Origin of the sequence: uncultured Bacteroides sp., from assembly GCF_949298305.1 — a bacterium.
Taxonomy (GTDB): domain Bacteria; phylum Bacteroidota; class Bacteroidia; order Bacteroidales; family Bacteroidaceae; genus Bacteroides.
Genome location: NZ_CASFWU010000068.1, coordinates 1 through 15,756 on the forward strand (window position 1 = coordinate 1; position 15,756 = coordinate 15,756).

A 15,756-nucleotide genomic window follows, 5' to 3' on the forward strand; every position below is an offset into this window, starting at 1 on the left:
CACCCGCTGTGTGGGCAAGGATGCCATGAACGCCGACGGTACCATCAACCGTGCGGCCCTTCCGGCCATCTTCAATCCGGAAGACCTCAATGCGCTGGAACAGGCGCTCCGCCTGAAAGATGCACACCCTGGCTCGACCGTCACCATGCTCACCATGGGGCCGGGACGTGCAGCCGAAATCATTCGTGAAGGACTTTACCGCGGTGCCGACGGCGGCTATCTGCTGACCGACCGCGCCTTTGCCGGCGCCGACACGCTGGCCACCTCGTATGCCCTGGCCACAGCCATCCGCAAGATTGGCGAGTATGACATCATCATCGGCGGCCGCCAGGCCATCGACGGCGACACGGCACAGGTAGGCCCGCAGGTGGCCGAGAAGCTGGGCCTGCCGCAAGTGACGTATGTAGAAGAGATTGAGGAAGTGAAAGACGGACGCATCCGCGTGAAGCGCCACATCGACGGCGGCGTGGAGACCGTGGAAGGCCCGCTGCCCATCGTGCTCACCGTAAACGGCAGCGCCGCTCCCTGCCGTCCGCGCAACGCCAAGCTGGTGCAGAAGTACAAACGTGCCATGGGCGGACAGGAGAAAGCTGCCCTCACGGCCACCCACTGCAACCCCAACGCCCTGCCCGAATTGCCCTACGCCTACCTGTACGAACAACGCCCCTACCTGAACATCACGGAGTGGAGCGTGGCCGACGTCAACGGCGACACCAAGCAATGCGGCCTCAGCGGCTCGCCCACCAAGGTGAAGAAAATCGAGAACATCGTGTTCCAGGCCAAGGAGAGCAAGACCCTGACTGGCAGCGACGCGGATGTAGAGAACCTGATTGTAGAACTGATTGCAAATCATACGATTGGGTAAGCCATAACCTGATTGGAAGTTAGAAGGAGTTAGATGGAGTTAAAAGGAGTTAGAAGCCAATACTTAACTACCAAGCCTGCAAGGCAATAACTCCTTATGACTGCCGATAACTCCCCATCAACATTTAACAGAGTAAACTATGAACAACGTATTTGTATATTGTGAGATGGACGGCTGCCATGTTGCCGACGTCAGTCTCGAACTTTTGACCAAGGGCCGCAAGCTGGCCAACGAGCTGGGCTGCCAACTGGAAGCCATCTGCGCCGGCACCGGCCTCGAAGGTGTAGAAAAACAAGTGTTGCCCTTCGGCGTAGACCGCGTACACGTGTTCGACGCTCCGGGCCTCTTCCCCTATACGTCCCTGCCCCATACTTCCATCCTCGTCAACCTGTTCAAGGAAGAGAAGCCCCAGATCTGCCTGATGGGTGCTACTGTCATCGGCCGTGACCTCGGCCCGCGTGTATCTTCAGCCCTGACCAGTGGACTGACCGCCGACTGTACACAGCTGGAAATCGGTAGCCACGAGGACAAGAAGCTTGGCAAGACTTACGAAAACCTGCTCTACCAGATCCGTCCTGCTTTCGGCGGTAACATCGTGGCCACCATCGTCAATCCCGAACACCGTCCGCAGATGGCTACCGTCCGCGAAGGCGTGATGAAGAAAGAAATCCTCGACCCCGACTATCAGGGCGAAGTGATCCGTCACGACGTGGCCAAGTACGTGCCCGAAACAGATTACGTAGTGAAAGTCATCGATCGCCACGTAGAAAAGGCAAAACACAACCTGAAGGGCGCTCCCATCGTAGTGGCCGGAGGTTATGGCATGGGCTCGAAGGAAGGCTTCGACATGCTGTTCGAACTGGCCAAGGAACTCCACGCCGAAGTAGGTGCCAGCCGTGCCGCCGTCGACGCCGGCTTTGCCGACCACGACCGTCAGATTGGCCAGACAGGTGTTACGGTTCATCCCAAACTGTACATCGCCTGCGGTATCTCCGGCCAGATCCAGCACATCGCCGGCATGCAGGATGCGGGTATCATCATCTCCATCAACAACGACGAGAACGCCCCCATCAACACCATCGCCGACTATGTCATCAATGGAACGGTGGAAGAGGTGATTCCGAAGATGATTAAGTATTATAAGAAGAACAGTAAATAAGGTTTAATTAGGAGTTAAATGGAGTTATCGGGAGTTAGAAGGAGTTAGAAGCCAATACATGTATGACCCAAAGCTTTAAAGACATATTAGCATGGCAGAAATCGCATGAGTTTGTGCTCAAAGTGTACAAAATTACATGTAATTACCCTATGCACGAACGTTTCGGATTGTGCTCACAATTCCAACGTGCCGCCGTGTCTATCCCTGCCAATATAGCCGAAGGATATCGCAAAATAGGCAAAGCTGACAAACTTCGCTTCCTTAACATCTCACAAGGTAGCCTGGAAGAATGCAGATACTACATACTCCTCTCCAAAGACTTGAACTATATTACAGAAAATGATTATAATGAGTTAACGAAGAGCATCGAAGACACCAGTTATTTGCTCAATGCCTACTGCAAAGGCATCATGAACAGACAATTTGAGGAGTAAAGGAATAAGGTCAGAAAATCATTTGGCCTCTAACTCCCTCTAACTCCCTCTAACTCCCGATAACTCCTTCTTAACTCCCCTAAATTAAAAAACTATGCCCAATTTTTATACCGAACATCCGGAACTCAAGTATCACTTGAACAACCCGCTGATGGAGCGTATCTGTGAGCTCAAGGAGCGCGGATATGCAGACAAAGACCAGTATGACTACGCGCCGCAGGACTATGCCGACGCTATGGACTCATACGACAAAGTATTGGAAATCACCGGCGAGATTACCGGTGAAGTGATTGCCGCCAACGCAGAAGGCGTAGACCAGGAAGGCCCGCACTGCGGAGGCGGCCGTGTGGAATATGCCAGCGGCACGAAGCAGAACCTCGACGCCATGGTGAAGGCAGGCCTGAACGGCATGACCATGCCGCGCCGCTACGGTGGCCTCAACTTCCCCATCACTCCCTACACCATGTGTGCGGAGATTGTGGCTCAGGCCGATGCCGGCTTCGGCAACATCTGGTCGTTGCAGGACTGTATCGAAACGCTGTACGAATTCGGTAACGAAGACCAGCACAGCCGCTTCATCCCCCGCATCTGCGCCGGCGAAACCATGTCCATGGACCTGACCGAGCCCGATGCCGGCTCCGACCTGCAGAGCGTCATGCTGAAAGCTACCTACGACGAAGCCAACCAGTGCTGGCGCCTGAACGGTGTGAAACGGTTCATCACCAACGGCGACGCTGACCTGCACCTCGTACTGGCCCGCTCCGAAGAAGGTACACACGACGGCCGCGGCCTCTCCATGTTCATCTACGACAAGCGCGACGGCGGTGTGGACGTGCGCCGCATCGAGAACAAACTCGGTATCCACGGCTCACCCACCTGCGAACTGGTTTACAAGAATGCCAAGGCCGAGCTTTGCGGCGACCGCAAGCTGGGTCTGATTAAATACGTAATGGCGCTGATGAACGGTGCCCGTCTGGGTATCGCCGCCCAGTCTGTCGGCCTCAGCCAGGCAGCCTACAACGAAGGTCTGGCCTACGCCAAGGACCGCAAGCAGTTCGGCAAAGCCATCATCGAGTTCCCTGCCGTTTACGACATGCTGTCCACAATGAAAGCCAAGCTTGATGCCGGCCGCTCGCTGCTCTACCAGACATCGCGCTACGTCGATATCTACAAGGCCCTGGACGACATTGCCCGCGAACGCAAACTGACACCCGAAGAACGCCAGGAGCAGAAGCGCTATGCTAAGATGGCCGATGCCTTCACGCCGCTGGCCAAGGGTATGAACTCCGAATATGCCAACCAGAACGCTTACGACTGTATTCAGATTCATGGTGGTTCGGGCTTCATGATGGAATATGCCTGCCAGCGCATCTACCGCGACGCCCGCATCACCAGCATCTACGAAGGTACTACCCAGCTGCAGACGGTGGCCGCCATCCGCTACGTGACAAACGGCACATACGCCTCCATCCTGCGCGAGTACGAACAAATCCCGTGCAGCGAAGCCATGCAGCCGCTGATGGACCGTGTAAAGGAAATGACCAACAAACTGGAAGCCTGCACCAATGCCGTGAAGGAAGCCCAGAATCAGGAATTGCTCGACTTCACCGCACGCCGCCTCTACGAGATGGCTGCCGACTGCGTGATGTCACAGCTCATTATCCAGGACGCTACAAAAGCCCCCGAACTCTTCGCCCAGTCAGCACAGGTGTACGTCAACTACGCCGAAGCCGAAGTGGAGAAGCACTTCAACTTCATCCGCAAGTTCAAGGCCGAAGAACTGGAAAGCTATCGCAAGTAATTGCTTAAGCCCATAATCATGGAAAGAGGCGGTTCACCATTGATGGCAGAGCCGCCTCTTCTTGTTGTGACACAAATTCCTTATAAAAATACATCTGCCGTATGATAAATTTCCGTAACTTTAGCTTCTGAGAGTATAGTAATCATTTCTACATTAACTAAAAGGCAAACAACCATGAACGACTCTACCCCCTTCGACTACAGCCGCGTGCCCCGCTCCTTTGCCCATTGCTTCAACTCCGGCTGTCCCCGTGCGGACGAATGCCTGCGCCATCTGGCTGCTGAGAATACCCCCGCGGAAGTGAAATACGTGACGACGGTCAATCCCCGCAACATTCCGGCCGAGGGAGACTGTCCCCACTTCATGCCGCTCGTCAAGGTGCGCATTGCCTGGGGAGTCAAAGGACTTTTCGACCGCATCCCTCACAAAGAAGCCGTAGCGATGCGCAAGGAAATCATCGCCCACTTCGGCAAGACACACTATTACCGACTCCAACGCAAAGAATACAGCATCAACCCCGACGAACAGGAATACCTGCGCCGTGTCTTCCGCAAGTATCGGGTGGAAGAGGAACCTGCCTTCGAATATTGCACCGACGAGTATCAGTGGTTCTGATAACAGAAGTTCCCGCAACCAACTTCGAATGAACATAATCCCGTTGTCAGACCTACGGAATAGTTTCATTGCTTGAAACCACAAGTTTCAAGCAATGAAACCGGTGGGTTCAAGCAATGAAACCGATGGTTTCAAAGTATGAAACATCATTGAAACCAAAGGTTTCATTGTCTATGCAACTATTGAAACTCTTTTTTAACTTTCTTTTTTCCCACCCTTTCTTGTCAATGCAGATAAAAATAGAAGTGCGACGCTGCACAAGAATCCTTTAAAAAGACGATATTTGTAACCGAATATCCACCATATAAAAGGAAAAGACCCGATACAGCCCCATGAGAATTCACTATCTTCTGATAACTGTCCTTACAGGAATGCTGCTGACCACATCGTGCCAACGAAAGCCTCAAGCGCCCGAACTGACCTTCCACAACGAATGCCTCAGCCCTCTGGCCGCTCCGCCCCGCAATCAGGGACAGGCAGAAAGCTGCTGGGGGTACTCCATGACCGCCCGTCTGGAAAATCGGCTGATGCAACGCGGCGACTCCATCGCCCTTTCCCCCTGGTTCATCACCCGCAAAGCCTACGAGGAAGCTGCCCTCCGCGCCTGGCGGGAGAAGGCCCGCAAGGTTTCTATCCGCGGAATGGGACACACCTTCCTCTCGCTGGCCGAACGCCACGGCATCGTGCCACAAAACGACTATCCCTGCCGCCCGCGCACCCGACTGAAAGATATGAACCGCGAACTGGCCGACCTGCTGAAGCGGCATCGCAAAGATACGGACAACGGCAAACGCTTCCTGCAAGAAGTCAACACCGTTCTCGACCGCTACATGGGCACGCCGCCCGAACGGGTACAGACGGACAGCCTCTCCCTGTCGCCACAGGAGTATTACCGCCGCCTGACTGCCGACATGACCGAGGTAAAACGCCTGACCAGCTTCCAATACACGCCCTATCATCAGGAACTCGTGCCGGACTATCCCGACAACTACGAACGCCGCTCCTTCCTGAACCTGCCGCTCGACTCGCTCTGTCGCATGGCCGAACAGACAGTGAAGAAAGGTGGCACCGTGGTATGGGAAGGCGACACGAGCAACAACGGCTTCTACTGGAGCGAAGGCTTGGCCGTGTGGCACGGCGACCCCGTCGGTCCCGACGAGCGCGAAGCCAACTACCGCCGCGGCCGCCTGCACGACAACCATACCCTGCTGCTCGTAGGATGGGCAACGGACAACGAAGGCCGCCCCTACTTCGTGGCCCAAAACTCATGGGGCACCCGCAACCGCTACCACGGACTGATGTACATGAGCCTCGACTACTTCCGGATGTGGACCGTTGCACTCTTCCTCTGAAACAGGCATCGGAAAACTCAAGTTGCAGTTGACAAGCAACAAGTTGACGAGTTGACAAGGCCTTTGTAGCGAACCGTTTCAAGCGGCACTTTATCAAACAAGACATTCCGGCCTTGTAGACTTGTTAAGTAATAAGGTCGGTATCCTTTTCATAAAAGGTATTGGCTTAACTCCTTAACTTCTTAACTCCTTAACTGCAATCGATTCATAAACTTGCGAAACTTAAAACATTTATATAATATGGACATTCTTCACAACCCCGAACAACATCGCTTCGTCCTGACACAGGACGGCGAAACGGCCCACGTGGCCTACCGCATTGAAAACGGAGCGCTCGACATCCGCCACACCATCGTCCCCTCACCCCTCGAAGGGCAAGGCATCGCCTCGGCCCTCGTCCAGGCCGCCTACGACTTCGCCCTCCGGGAAGGACTCAAACCCGTAGCCACCTGCTCGTATGCCGTCCGCTGGTTGCAACGCCATCCCGAGTACAACGGTGAGACGGGCAAGGATTATTGCGAAGGGGGAGCTTGCGCGCTATGAAAGAGCTACGAGCTACGGGCTACAAGATACGAGATACGAGATACAAGATAGCCACGAGATACAAGTGGAAAGAGTATGTACATGCCACTCGTAACCCGTAGTTTGTACTCGTAACCCGTAGCTCGTAGCCCGTAGCTCATTAAACATTTATTAATCAACCTTTTACATTCGTTCAGCTTTGTAGAAAGCTGCGGAGTTTCCACAGCCGGTTGAGGAATTCTTCCACAGAAAAGCGCCTCGACTCGGGCTATGCCAAAAAGCCCTTGTACTGTAAACCAGCCATTTGCGTAAAGTGACGTCGGTTTGGCATCGGATTTGGACTACAGATAGCGTAAACCAATTGTATAACCAGTTAATAAGAAAGCAAAATGAAAAAGTTATTTGTAGCAGCAGCGATGTTAATGGCAATGGGTACTTCAACCCTGTTCGCAAACGAGATGGTAGCAAGTGTAGAAACGGTAGTAGCCGTGAACGACTTCACTCCGATTGAAGTGAAAGACCTGCCGCAAGCCGTGCAAGATACCCTCAAGAAGGATTATGAAGGACAGACCGTGAAGGAAGCCGCCGTAGAAGAGGTGGAAGGCGTGAAAACCTACAAAGTGGTATTGACAGACGAGGAAGGTACCGAAACCACCGTACTCTTCAACGAAAACGGCGAAGTGAAATAACCTCCCTAAACCTGAATCGCGAAAGGGGATGCGTCCACAGGGCGCATCCCCTCTTTATTTTAGGGGAATATCGAAATGCAGAAAACTGTTAAATTACCGAATACGTTACAACATATATATTGGAAATACCGAACTTTGTATAGTTAAATCACACCCCCGCTAACTCCCGCATAATAAGAATTAATGAATATATGCTGATAAACAGACTTGTTTTCACCTGCTCCTGCCTGTTTCTGCTCCTGCTGATGCAAGCTTGCGGTCTGCGCACAAGCCCCGACATAGAGAAATTGTTTGCCCAAGCGGCCGAAATGCAGAAAAACGGTCACCCTACAGAAGCCATGGCTCTATACTACGAAGTACTAAGCCAAACGGACGACACTTACATCCAGTCGCGTACCTACTATAATCTGGGAAGCATCTATATGTGGGATAGAGTTTTTGACAAGGCTATCAATGCCTATACCCAAGCCTACCAACGGGATTCACTATTATGCGACACCTCACACATGGCCAAAACTCTGGATGCAATCGGAACAATCCGGTACACGCTGGGAGACAGCATCGGTTACCGCCGTTTGTACGCCCAAGCTATCCGATTGGCCCAACAGGCCAAAGATTCAACCAATCTGGCTGAAATCTACCGCAAGACAGGCTGGCGTTATCAGACAATGAACCAATTCGACTCAGCCGCCCATTATACCCGCCTCAGCATGAACTACAGTCAAACCCCTGCCAAGCTCTATTCCACTTTAGCAGAAATCCACCGCCAACGACAAGATACCGACTCCGCGCGCCATTACTTCCATTTAGGTATCCATGCTCCCGATAGGAAAGACCGCCTTGCCAGTCTTTTTTTCAGTGCCCAACTCGAACATGCCACAGGAAATGACACAATGGCCTATAACCGACTGTTGGCCTATACATTATCCGTAGACACACTTTATGCCCAACAAAAGACCCCCGAAATAGAGAAACTGGCCTACCGGCACGAAGCCGAACTGCAAATCCGTCAGGTGGAAGAGCGCCATCGGCTCTACATCGGTTTGGGCATACTTGCACTGACAGTGGCCGCAAGTGCCTTCCTCCTCGTCCTGCAAAACCAACGGCGCAAAAAACGGGAAGAACAACTGAAATACGAAGCCGCCCTGCAAGGCCTCAACGAAAAAATTGCTTTGCTAAAAGATAACCTGAACGCAAACGACCGCGAACGCGAAGCACTGCTGCTGCACACCGAAGAACAGATTTCTCACCTGCGTGCCTTCACCCTGAAACGCACTGCCATTGGCCGCCGCATCATCCTGTTGGCCGAGCAGGACAGCAAAGACAAGCGCAATGTCCGCGTACTGACCGAGAAGGAACAGGCCGAATTGCGAAAAGCCGTAACCGACATCTACGCCGATGAAACCGCCCGCCTGAAAGAGCGCTATCCGCGCCTCACCGAAGGCGACCTGCTCTATCACTGTCTGGCATCGGCGGGCTTCGGAACGTTTGCCATTGCCCTCTGCTTTGGCAATACGGATGCAGGCATCGTGGCTCAGCGCAAACGGCGCATGAAGCTACGCATGGAGGAGGCCGAAAACGAAATGTCATGCGAATAATTCATAATACACTGAAATACAGTATTTAGCAAAATCATCATGTCATCCGTTTCTTTTCGCCTGCCATAGATTAGCCCGTAACTTTGCTGCATCATCAAAAAAACAAACGACATGCAGCAAAGACATCAAAACAGAGAACTCTACTTCCGCGAACAGGTACAGACCTGCCGCCGTCATTACATTCCCTATCTGCAACCCTTCATCCGCATCACACCCCGGACACACGTACTGGAGATTGGGTGCGGTGAAGGTGGAAACCTACTGCCGTTCGCCCAAGCCGGTTGTCGGGTCACAGGCATCGACCTTGCTGCCGGACGCATTGACGAGGCACACCGTTTCTTCCGTCAGGCCAAAGCTCAAGGTACATTCATTCCCGCAGACATCCTGCAATACACGCCTCCAGCAGAAAGAGGCTTCGACCTCATCCTGATGCATGACGTCATAGAGCACATTGCCGACAAGCCCCGCTTGCTTGCCGCCGTCAGACAGCTACTTTCGCCCAACGGCCTCCTCTTCATCGCCTTCCCAGCCTGGCAGATGCCTTTCGGTGGCCATCAGCAGATTTGTCATCATCCCCTCCTCGCCCGCCTACCCTTCGTTCATCTGTTACCGCACGCAGCCTACCAGGGTGTGCTCCGCCTGTCCGGCGAACCTCAAGGCACTATCAACGAATTGATGAACATCCGCAAAACACGTATCACCATTGAGCAATTCGAAAAGCTGAGCTGCCAGCACTTCAGGATTGCCGACCGTCAGCTGTGGTTCATCAACCCGCACTATGAAAGCAAATTCCGCCTGCCCCCCGCAAATTATGGAAACTGCTTGGTCACCTCCCTATACTACGAGACTTTTTCTCCACTTCCTGCTGGTATCTGCTGAAATGAGAAGAACACCCAACAGTCGTCAACGGATATTTTCCAATAATTGTGTATCAAACTTCCTAATCATTTCTACGCGACAGACACAGATCGCCAATATTTACAAAATCGGCTTTCCGCCCCATCCTACCCTAAACGGAGCCGCGTGTTTTTGTATTATTTAAGAACCCAGTAAATGAATCAAATGCTATATTTGTCGCTATCAAACGACTCATTAACTACCTCAACGATGTTTGAACCGGAACTTTAAATTGGAAAAATATGAAAGCGATTATCGGAAAAACAGCAGTTATATTTATGTCGCTAATGGGACTTGGAGCCTGTTCGATGGGAACCTATGTGCAAAGTAAGCACATCCTGGATGAAATCCATCCGGGAATGACTTACGAGCAGGTCAGCAACATCATGGGCAAACCGGACTACCGACGTTTTAACCGTGAACACGAAGAGTGGGAATACAGGAAATGGCTTTCGGGCAGTAATGCAATTGTCATTGTCGGCTTTGAGGAAGGACGTGTGACATCGATGGATTCCTTTGAAAATCCGCAATCTTCTCAAACTCCGCCCACACCGGTCACGCCTGTAGTGATTCCCGAACAGCATTCTTCGTATCCGGCCAAGCTGTACCGGATGAGCGATGCGGAATTCCAAAAATTCTACCAGGAAGTAAAAAGTGAGCCTTTCTCTGACGAACGCAATGATATGATTCGGGCACTCTCCCAAAGCAAGCGCCTGACATGCCGGCAGTGCGCCCAACTCCTGACGTTCTACAGCTTTGAAGACGAGAAGATGACCGCCTTCCAATGGTTTGCCCCTCACATTGTAGACAAGGAGAACTATAAAGAAATCCAAAAACAGTTCGATTTTTCTTCCGGCCAGGACAAGGTGAAACAGGCTCTTGGCATCTGAAGCCCCAGGCATATCCCCAACGACATACAATACTAACATGCTGTCATTCTTGAACGAAGTGAAGAAACTGAATGCACAAATCGTTATTTGTGAGATTCTTCACTTCGTTCAAGAATGGCAGCATGCTTGGATGATACTTTTCTATTGCGCCCCTCCGATGCGCTCTGCCCTGCCTGACGACGGTCAGTAAGTCAACGACGGCTCATGATACGTGTCGAAGCACGGATAGTGCTCCAGCGGACGGGGCCGGCAGAAGTCTACGCCGTCGAATATCGGATTGGCCGTGGCAGCCTGGGGCAGGATAAGATTGACTTTGGCATCCTCGCCTTCGAGACGGACGTCGAACTTACCGTTCTTATACGTATAATATAAGGTACCGCGACCTATCTTGACCGACGTCTGCAACTCGGTAATCTCGGCGGGCAGTTTGGGCTCCACGGTCACTGTGCCGCTCATCAGGTCGGGACGGATGCCAAGGAAATACTGATACCACACACGCAGCTGTTCGGAGTTGCTCCACGCTTGCAGGAAAGTGCCCGAGCGACCTGCCCACGACTGCCCCTCACGCGGATGGGCATCGGCATTCTCGCTGAGACTGCCCACAGCACCCTCGTGCAGGGCCTGGCGGTTCATGTTGCAGAAGAGCTTCCAGGCCGTCTCCTGCTGGCCGTACTCTATCATGCGCTGCATGGCGATGCCGTTGTTCCACAGCCAGACGGTACCGTTGTGGTAGGCATCGTCCTTGTGGTAGTAGTGCCAGTTCTCATGCTGCGGATGAAACTGAAGGTCCCACTGAGCCAGCGAGGAGACACCCCACGGATAGACCAGCTCCTCCCACACACGGCGGGTGACTCGCTGTTTGAAGTCATCGTCGGCAATCAGCTCGAAGCAGTAGAGCTGGTTGGGACGGTATTGCAGGTCGGGCGGGCCGTCGGCGTTCAGGTGGTCGTAGATGAGGAGGCTGTCCTTGTTGCAATAGTCGGCTTCGAAGTTGCGGGCCAGGCGCACGGCTGCCTCGTGCCAGGCTGTGGCATGGAGTTCGTCACCCATCAGGCGGGCCAGGTGGGCACCGGCCTCCAGTTGCTTATACCACAGATATTGGATGTCGTTGGCGCGGTTGCCGCGGGGCGAGCCGGGGATGCCGTTGCGCTTCACGTCCATCCACGTGTCGGCATCTTCGTGCAGCAGGTAACCTTTCTCGTCCGTGTGGTGGCGCAGGCTCTGGTCGATACTCAATATAACGGAGGGATAGATGTCGTGCAGGAAGCTGCGGTCGCCCGAGTAGCGGAGCAGTTCCTCGGCCTCGATGACGTAGCGCGGCGTGCCGTCGGCAGTGTTGTAGAGGATGCCTTCCAGGTTGGCACGATTGGGAATGCGGCCGCAAGTGACGGAAGTGGTGTCGCGGTCCTGTAGCTTGGCGAAGTCCTTCAAAATGTCTTTCGTCACTTCAAACTGGCCCGTGACCAGCGTGGCACCCGGCATGGCGATGAACATGTCGCGCCCCCAATACTCGTTGAACCACGGCAGGCCGGCATAGATGCCCTTGCCCTGCTGTTCGGTGATGAGCTCGTCCATGGTCAGGGTCATCCAGGCCAGTGCCTTGTCCAGTTCGGGCAGATTGGTGTGCAGCGGGTTGTTCACAGTTATCAAGTTGTTCATGCGTGCCTTGCGCTGAGCCAGCCATCCCGCCCCGTCTTTCCGATAGCCGGCGATGAGCGAGTCGCAATGCGCCTCCGTGCCGTAGGCTATGAGGAAGCCTCCGGCCGATGCGGGAGCCTGCATGCGGTTGCCGCTGAAGCTGATACCAACGGGATGCAAAGGAACCACCTTCAACCGATTGTTTTCCGCCTCCAGCGGCGTGTAGCACAGGGCATCGGTCTGACGGTCGGCATCCTTCAGCAACGTTTCGTTCAGGGCAATGCCGATGCTGTCGCCCTGCACACTGTCCACGGCAATGCAGAGCAATTCGCGGTTGTCCACCAGCTCCAGGGTCTCAGTGGCAGCGGGCCAACGACGTACCAGACGGTCAGGATACACACAGACTTGCGATTTGCCTCTCAACAGCGGCTGGCCGCCCACCGTCAAGGCATAGTCTGAGAGAATGCGGCGTTTGGCCTGGTTCCACCCGGCATACCAGTCGGTAGGCTCGTCCTGATGCGTGCGCCCGTACCAGTAGCCCGCCTTCTTGTCGGTGTACGAATATTCCCGATTCGCTTCGGGAGCGACCTCCACGCCCAGCTCGTCGACGGTCAGCGCAGAGATGGAGGGTGTCTTGTCCGCCGCCCCGCACGACATCAGCACGGGCACGGCCAGCAACGTAAGATAACGATGTTTCATAGCTTTTGATGGATATAAGTTTGTCTTTGTTTTTCCGTCTGCAATGATAGGAAAAATACGTCAAATCTACAGCAACACCGCACATAAACCGTCCAACGTCTGCCGGAAAACGTTTGCAACGCAGGCCGAAAGAGGAAAATTAACTTCCTTTCCAAAAGCTTTTACGAAGGAAATTGTATCTTTGTAATTGAATAAACGGATTAAAGAAAGGAGAACCGACGTATGAAAGCAACCATCTCAATGGAAAGCCTGTGGCAGACCATCCAGTCGTTGTCGCCCAGAAACAAGAAATGGCTGTCCGACAAACTGATTGAAGACCTCCGGGAAGAAGAGGAGAGCATCGGCAAGGAAGAAATCCTGGCGGGGATTGATGCGGGACTGAAAGAAGTCAAACAAACGCGAGAAGGAAAGCTGGAAGAAAAAACTGCAAGAGAGTTTCTGTATGAACTACAAAATATTGGTTAAACCTACTTTCCAACGGGAAGCCAAACGGATGGCCAAACATTACCATTCGTTTGCCAAAGACTATGAAACCCTGATTGACGCTTTGGAACAAAATCCCCACCTCGGCACCGACCTCGGCGGCGGTCTGCGCAAGATACGCATGGCCATCACCTCGAAAGGACGAGGGAAAAGTGGCGGGGCGCGGGTCATCACCTTCACCGTAATTGTCGCGGTCGATGAAACGGAAATCAACCTGCTCTACATCTACGACAAGGCCGAGCGCGAGAACATCTCCCCGCACGAAATAGAAGAACTGCTGCGCAAAAACGGGCTGGGGTAATCCCCGGCCCGTTCCGCATATAGAACCTAAGTATTAAAACTGGTAGCTGAAAAGGGACAGACTACCGCCTGGGACTTGTATATCGTGGCCACAGCCATCTATAGCCGGGCAGAACGGATTTCCCAGCACTGATTCCGCAGAACGGAGCAATGGCGGAACTCCAGTTTTCCCGTCTGCCAGCAGAGGTGGAAATACAGGATGCAGTTCTGGTAAGCTAATAAACATATTGCCCAAGATTTCAACCATTATTGGGAAAACAAAACGCATGCAAGGGAGAACCAGATGGTAATATGCCGTTGGATTCTCCCCTTTTCATTATTTATGCTTCTAAAAAAAGTCTAATGTAAACAGTGAATTTGTGGAATAAGCGTATCTTTAGGGCAGAATAGAGAAAAACATACAGAAATTTTATGAGAAGAATAATTTTCGTTACGACATTGATTCTGATGTTGTGCCGGGTTGCAATGGCAGAAGGAATCAAAAACTATACACTTGACATCAGCAAGGTGAATCAGGAAGCCTCCAATCTTCATGTCAAATGCTCTTTCTCATTGGATTTTCAGGATAAAGACAGCATATCCATGAATTTCGGAGGCGGTCAGGAATTCTCCATTGACAACTTGAATATCAATAGTGGAGAGTTCGAATATGAATTATACCGAGAGTCCAAGAGTATAGTTTTCCGGAAAGAGTCTTCGCAGAAAATCTCCGTCAGCATGAACTATAACTATACAAACCTTTCCTCATTCTTCATTTATGGGAAAGGAGATGCAGAATTGTGGGAGACAAGTTTTGGAGAATACTTCTATCCTTATGTGCCAAATACCTTCATGGATGTAACCTTGAATGTGGAAACACCGGATTCGCTTTCCTTTATCTGCTCATACCCCTTGGAGTCGAACGATACCACGAAATACAGCGGCAAATTGAACCGTATCCTGTCGCAGTCGTTGACACTGGCCTTCATACGCGATGAAGCTTATCAACGGACAGATGAACACATCCCAGGCAAGTTGTCTATCTACCAGATCAAGGACATGCAGTGCGGCAAGGAGAGGTATGACGAACTGCTTGCACTGACTGAAGCCGCTATCGTATTCTTTGGCAAAGTCTATGGAGAAGACTATATTTCCGCAAAGCGGAATGTGACAGCTCTTCCCGTGTATCTGTTCCATAACGGAGAAGGGTTCAGCAACAGATACAACATCGGCTTTATCTCCGCTTCACAGGAGAAGTTTTCCACAAAACCCGACATATATCCGCTGATGCACGAAATCGGGCACCGGTGGCTGGGAGAATGGACACTGCTCATTGATGACGGACAACCGGGAGCCTATTTCATCAAAGAGACACTGAATGAGTTCATGACCCTCATGTTTATCCGTTTTGTCTGTGGCAACGCATACTACGAAACCCAACTTGACTGGTGCAAGTCGGAATACGAGAAGATCAAGGGAACCCCACAGGATGAACCGCTTGTAAATGTTGTGTTGAACAACAACAATACCGTCATTTACAGAAAAGGTCCGCTGGCGTTGCTCCGTATAGCGGAACAGATAGGATACGGTGAACTGATGAGCATCATATCCAGATTCTATAAGGAGTACGCAGGAAAGTATCCGTTGAAATATACGGACTTCATCGACATGGTTAATGAAAGCCATGCAGGAGTTGGGGACCAACTTGACCTGTTGCTGACTGCTCAATCATTGTAAATTACTACTGGTGCGATAAAATCGCATTAGTTTTAAATATCATCAAATAACGAGAGTTCTTTGACATTTTGGTTTAAAATGATTGATGAGTCTTGCTT

At 52.2% G+C, this 15,756-nt stretch carries 15 protein-coding genes and 1 pseudogene; 15 read left to right on the plus strand and 1 reads right to left on the minus strand.

Features of this window, described 5'->3' with window-relative positions:
- From Q1Y74_RS09910 to Q1Y74_RS09960, 11 genes are all read left to right on the plus strand, one after another.
- On the plus strand, nucleotides 1–865 hold an 865-nt coding region (locus Q1Y74_RS09910; RefSeq protein WP_300814122.1), incomplete at its 5' end, for an electron transfer flavoprotein subunit beta/FixA family protein.
- 139 nt (nucleotides 866–1,004) lie between these two features.
- Nucleotides 1,005–2,024, plus strand: coding sequence for an electron transfer flavoprotein subunit alpha/FixB family protein (locus Q1Y74_RS09915; RefSeq protein ID WP_300814123.1), 1,020 nt, complete (start codon nucleotides 1,005–1,007; stop codon nucleotides 2,022–2,024).
- Between the two features lie 62 nt (nucleotides 2,025–2,086).
- A complete protein-coding gene (locus Q1Y74_RS09920) occupies nucleotides 2,087–2,458 on the plus strand; it encodes a four helix bundle protein (protein ID WP_300814124.1) in 372 nt (123 codons plus the stop codon).
- A gap of 94 nt (nucleotides 2,459–2,552) precedes the next feature.
- Nucleotides 2,553–4,259, plus strand: coding sequence for an acyl-CoA dehydrogenase family protein (locus Q1Y74_RS09925; protein ID WP_300814125.1), 1,707 nt, complete (start codon nucleotides 2,553–2,555; stop codon nucleotides 4,257–4,259).
- Between the two features lie 174 nt (nucleotides 4,260–4,433).
- A complete protein-coding gene (locus tag Q1Y74_RS09930) occupies nucleotides 4,434–4,874 on the plus strand; it encodes a DUF6078 family protein (protein WP_300814126.1) in 441 nt (146 codons plus the stop codon).
- A 332-nt stretch (nucleotides 4,875–5,206) separates the two neighbouring features.
- A complete protein-coding gene (locus tag Q1Y74_RS09935; protein ID WP_300814127.1) occupies nucleotides 5,207–6,226 on the plus strand; it encodes a C1 family peptidase in 1,020 nt (339 codons plus the stop codon).
- A gap of 240 nt (nucleotides 6,227–6,466) precedes the next feature.
- Entirely contained in the window at nucleotides 6,467–6,769 is a 303-nt protein-coding gene (locus tag Q1Y74_RS09940; RefSeq protein WP_300814128.1) for a GNAT family N-acetyltransferase, read from the plus strand.
- Nucleotides 6,770–7,137: 368 nt separating this feature from the next.
- Nucleotides 7,138–7,437: a hypothetical protein gene (locus tag Q1Y74_RS09945; RefSeq protein ID WP_300814129.1), complete on the plus strand. Its 300-nt coding sequence runs from the start codon at nucleotides 7,138–7,140 to the stop codon at nucleotides 7,435–7,437.
- Nucleotides 7,438–7,628: 191 nt separating this feature from the next.
- On the plus strand, nucleotides 7,629–9,035 hold the full coding sequence (locus Q1Y74_RS09950; protein ID WP_300814130.1) for a hypothetical protein: 1,407 nt from the start codon (nucleotides 7,629–7,631) through the stop codon (nucleotides 9,033–9,035).
- A 111-nt stretch (nucleotides 9,036–9,146) separates the two neighbouring features.
- Nucleotides 9,147–9,914, plus strand: a complete 768-nt coding sequence (locus Q1Y74_RS09955; RefSeq protein WP_366914101.1) for a methyltransferase — start codon at nucleotides 9,147–9,149, stop codon at nucleotides 9,912–9,914.
- Nucleotides 9,915–10,174: 260 nt separating this feature from the next.
- Nucleotides 10,175–10,822: a DUF4476 domain-containing protein gene (locus Q1Y74_RS09960; RefSeq protein WP_300814131.1), complete on the plus strand. Its 648-nt coding sequence runs from the start codon at nucleotides 10,175–10,177 to the stop codon at nucleotides 10,820–10,822.
- A gap of 183 nt (nucleotides 10,823–11,005) precedes the next feature.
- On the opposite strand, the gene Q1Y74_RS09965 is transcribed toward Q1Y74_RS09960, so the two are convergent.
- Nucleotides 11,006–13,159, minus strand: coding sequence for an amylo-alpha-1,6-glucosidase (locus tag Q1Y74_RS09965; protein ID WP_300814132.1), 2,154 nt, complete (start codon nucleotides 13,157–13,159; stop codon nucleotides 11,006–11,008).
- Nucleotides 13,160–13,381: 222 nt separating this feature from the next.
- Here Q1Y74_RS09965 and Q1Y74_RS09970 point away from each other — a divergent pair, with 222 nt between their 5' ends.
- From Q1Y74_RS09970 to Q1Y74_RS09985, 4 genes and pseudogenes are all read left to right on the plus strand, one after another.
- Nucleotides 13,382–13,624: a surface protein gene (locus Q1Y74_RS09970; protein WP_300814133.1), complete on the plus strand. Its 243-nt coding sequence runs from the start codon at nucleotides 13,382–13,384 to the stop codon at nucleotides 13,622–13,624.
- Nucleotides 13,602–13,943, plus strand: a complete 342-nt coding sequence (locus tag Q1Y74_RS09975; RefSeq protein WP_300814134.1) for a type II toxin-antitoxin system RelE/ParE family toxin — start codon at nucleotides 13,602–13,604, stop codon at nucleotides 13,941–13,943. Before Q1Y74_RS09970 ends, Q1Y74_RS09975 begins: the two co-directional genes overlap by 23 nt.
- Before the next feature lie 30 nt (nucleotides 13,944–13,973).
- A pseudogene (locus Q1Y74_RS09980) lies at nucleotides 13,974–14,161 on the plus strand (DUF932 domain-containing protein); the annotation flags it as partial.
- Nucleotides 14,162–14,353: 192 nt separating this feature from the next.
- Complete coding sequence (locus Q1Y74_RS09985) at nucleotides 14,354–15,658, plus strand: hypothetical protein (protein WP_300814135.1); 1,305 nt, start codon at nucleotides 14,354–14,356, stop codon at nucleotides 15,656–15,658.
- The last annotated feature ends 98 nt before the right edge of the window (nucleotides 15,659–15,756 follow it).

What these genes read in the sequence shown, in the direction of transcription:
- Q1Y74_RS09915 (WP_300814123.1), top strand. Translation starts at nt 1,005, where the DNA reads ATGAACAACGTATTTGTATATTGTGAGATGGACGGCTGCCATGTTGCC.
- Q1Y74_RS09920 (WP_300814124.1), top strand. Translation starts at nt 2,087, where the DNA reads ATGACCCAAAGCTTTAAAGACATATTAGCATGGCAGAAATCGCATGAG.
- Q1Y74_RS09925 (WP_300814125.1), top strand. Translation starts at nt 2,553, where the DNA reads ATGCCCAATTTTTATACCGAACATCCGGAACTCAAGTATCACTTGAAC.
- Q1Y74_RS09930 (WP_300814126.1), top strand. Translation starts at nt 4,434, where the DNA reads ATGAACGACTCTACCCCCTTCGACTACAGCCGCGTGCCCCGCTCCTTT.
- Q1Y74_RS09935 (WP_300814127.1), top strand. Translation starts at nt 5,207, where the DNA reads ATGAGAATTCACTATCTTCTGATAACTGTCCTTACAGGAATGCTGCTG.
- Q1Y74_RS09940 (WP_300814128.1), top strand. Translation starts at nt 6,467, where the DNA reads ATGGACATTCTTCACAACCCCGAACAACATCGCTTCGTCCTGACACAG.
- Q1Y74_RS09945 (WP_300814129.1), top strand. Translation starts at nt 7,138, where the DNA reads ATGAAAAAGTTATTTGTAGCAGCAGCGATGTTAATGGCAATGGGTACT.
- Q1Y74_RS09950 (WP_300814130.1), top strand. Translation starts at nt 7,629, where the DNA reads ATGCTGATAAACAGACTTGTTTTCACCTGCTCCTGCCTGTTTCTGCTC.
- Q1Y74_RS09955 (WP_366914101.1), top strand. Translation starts at nt 9,147, where the DNA reads ATGCAGCAAAGACATCAAAACAGAGAACTCTACTTCCGCGAACAGGTA.
- Q1Y74_RS09960 (WP_300814131.1), top strand. Translation starts at nt 10,175, where the DNA reads ATGAAAGCGATTATCGGAAAAACAGCAGTTATATTTATGTCGCTAATG.
- Q1Y74_RS09965 (WP_300814132.1), bottom strand. Translation starts at nt 13,159, where the DNA reads ATGAAACATCGTTATCTTACGTTGCTGGCCGTGCCCGTGCTGATGTCG.
- Q1Y74_RS09970 (WP_300814133.1), top strand. Translation starts at nt 13,382, where the DNA reads ATGAAAGCAACCATCTCAATGGAAAGCCTGTGGCAGACCATCCAGTCG.
- Q1Y74_RS09975 (WP_300814134.1), top strand. Translation starts at nt 13,602, where the DNA reads ATGAACTACAAAATATTGGTTAAACCTACTTTCCAACGGGAAGCCAAA.
- Q1Y74_RS09985 (WP_300814135.1), top strand. Translation starts at nt 14,354, where the DNA reads ATGAGAAGAATAATTTTCGTTACGACATTGATTCTGATGTTGTGCCGG.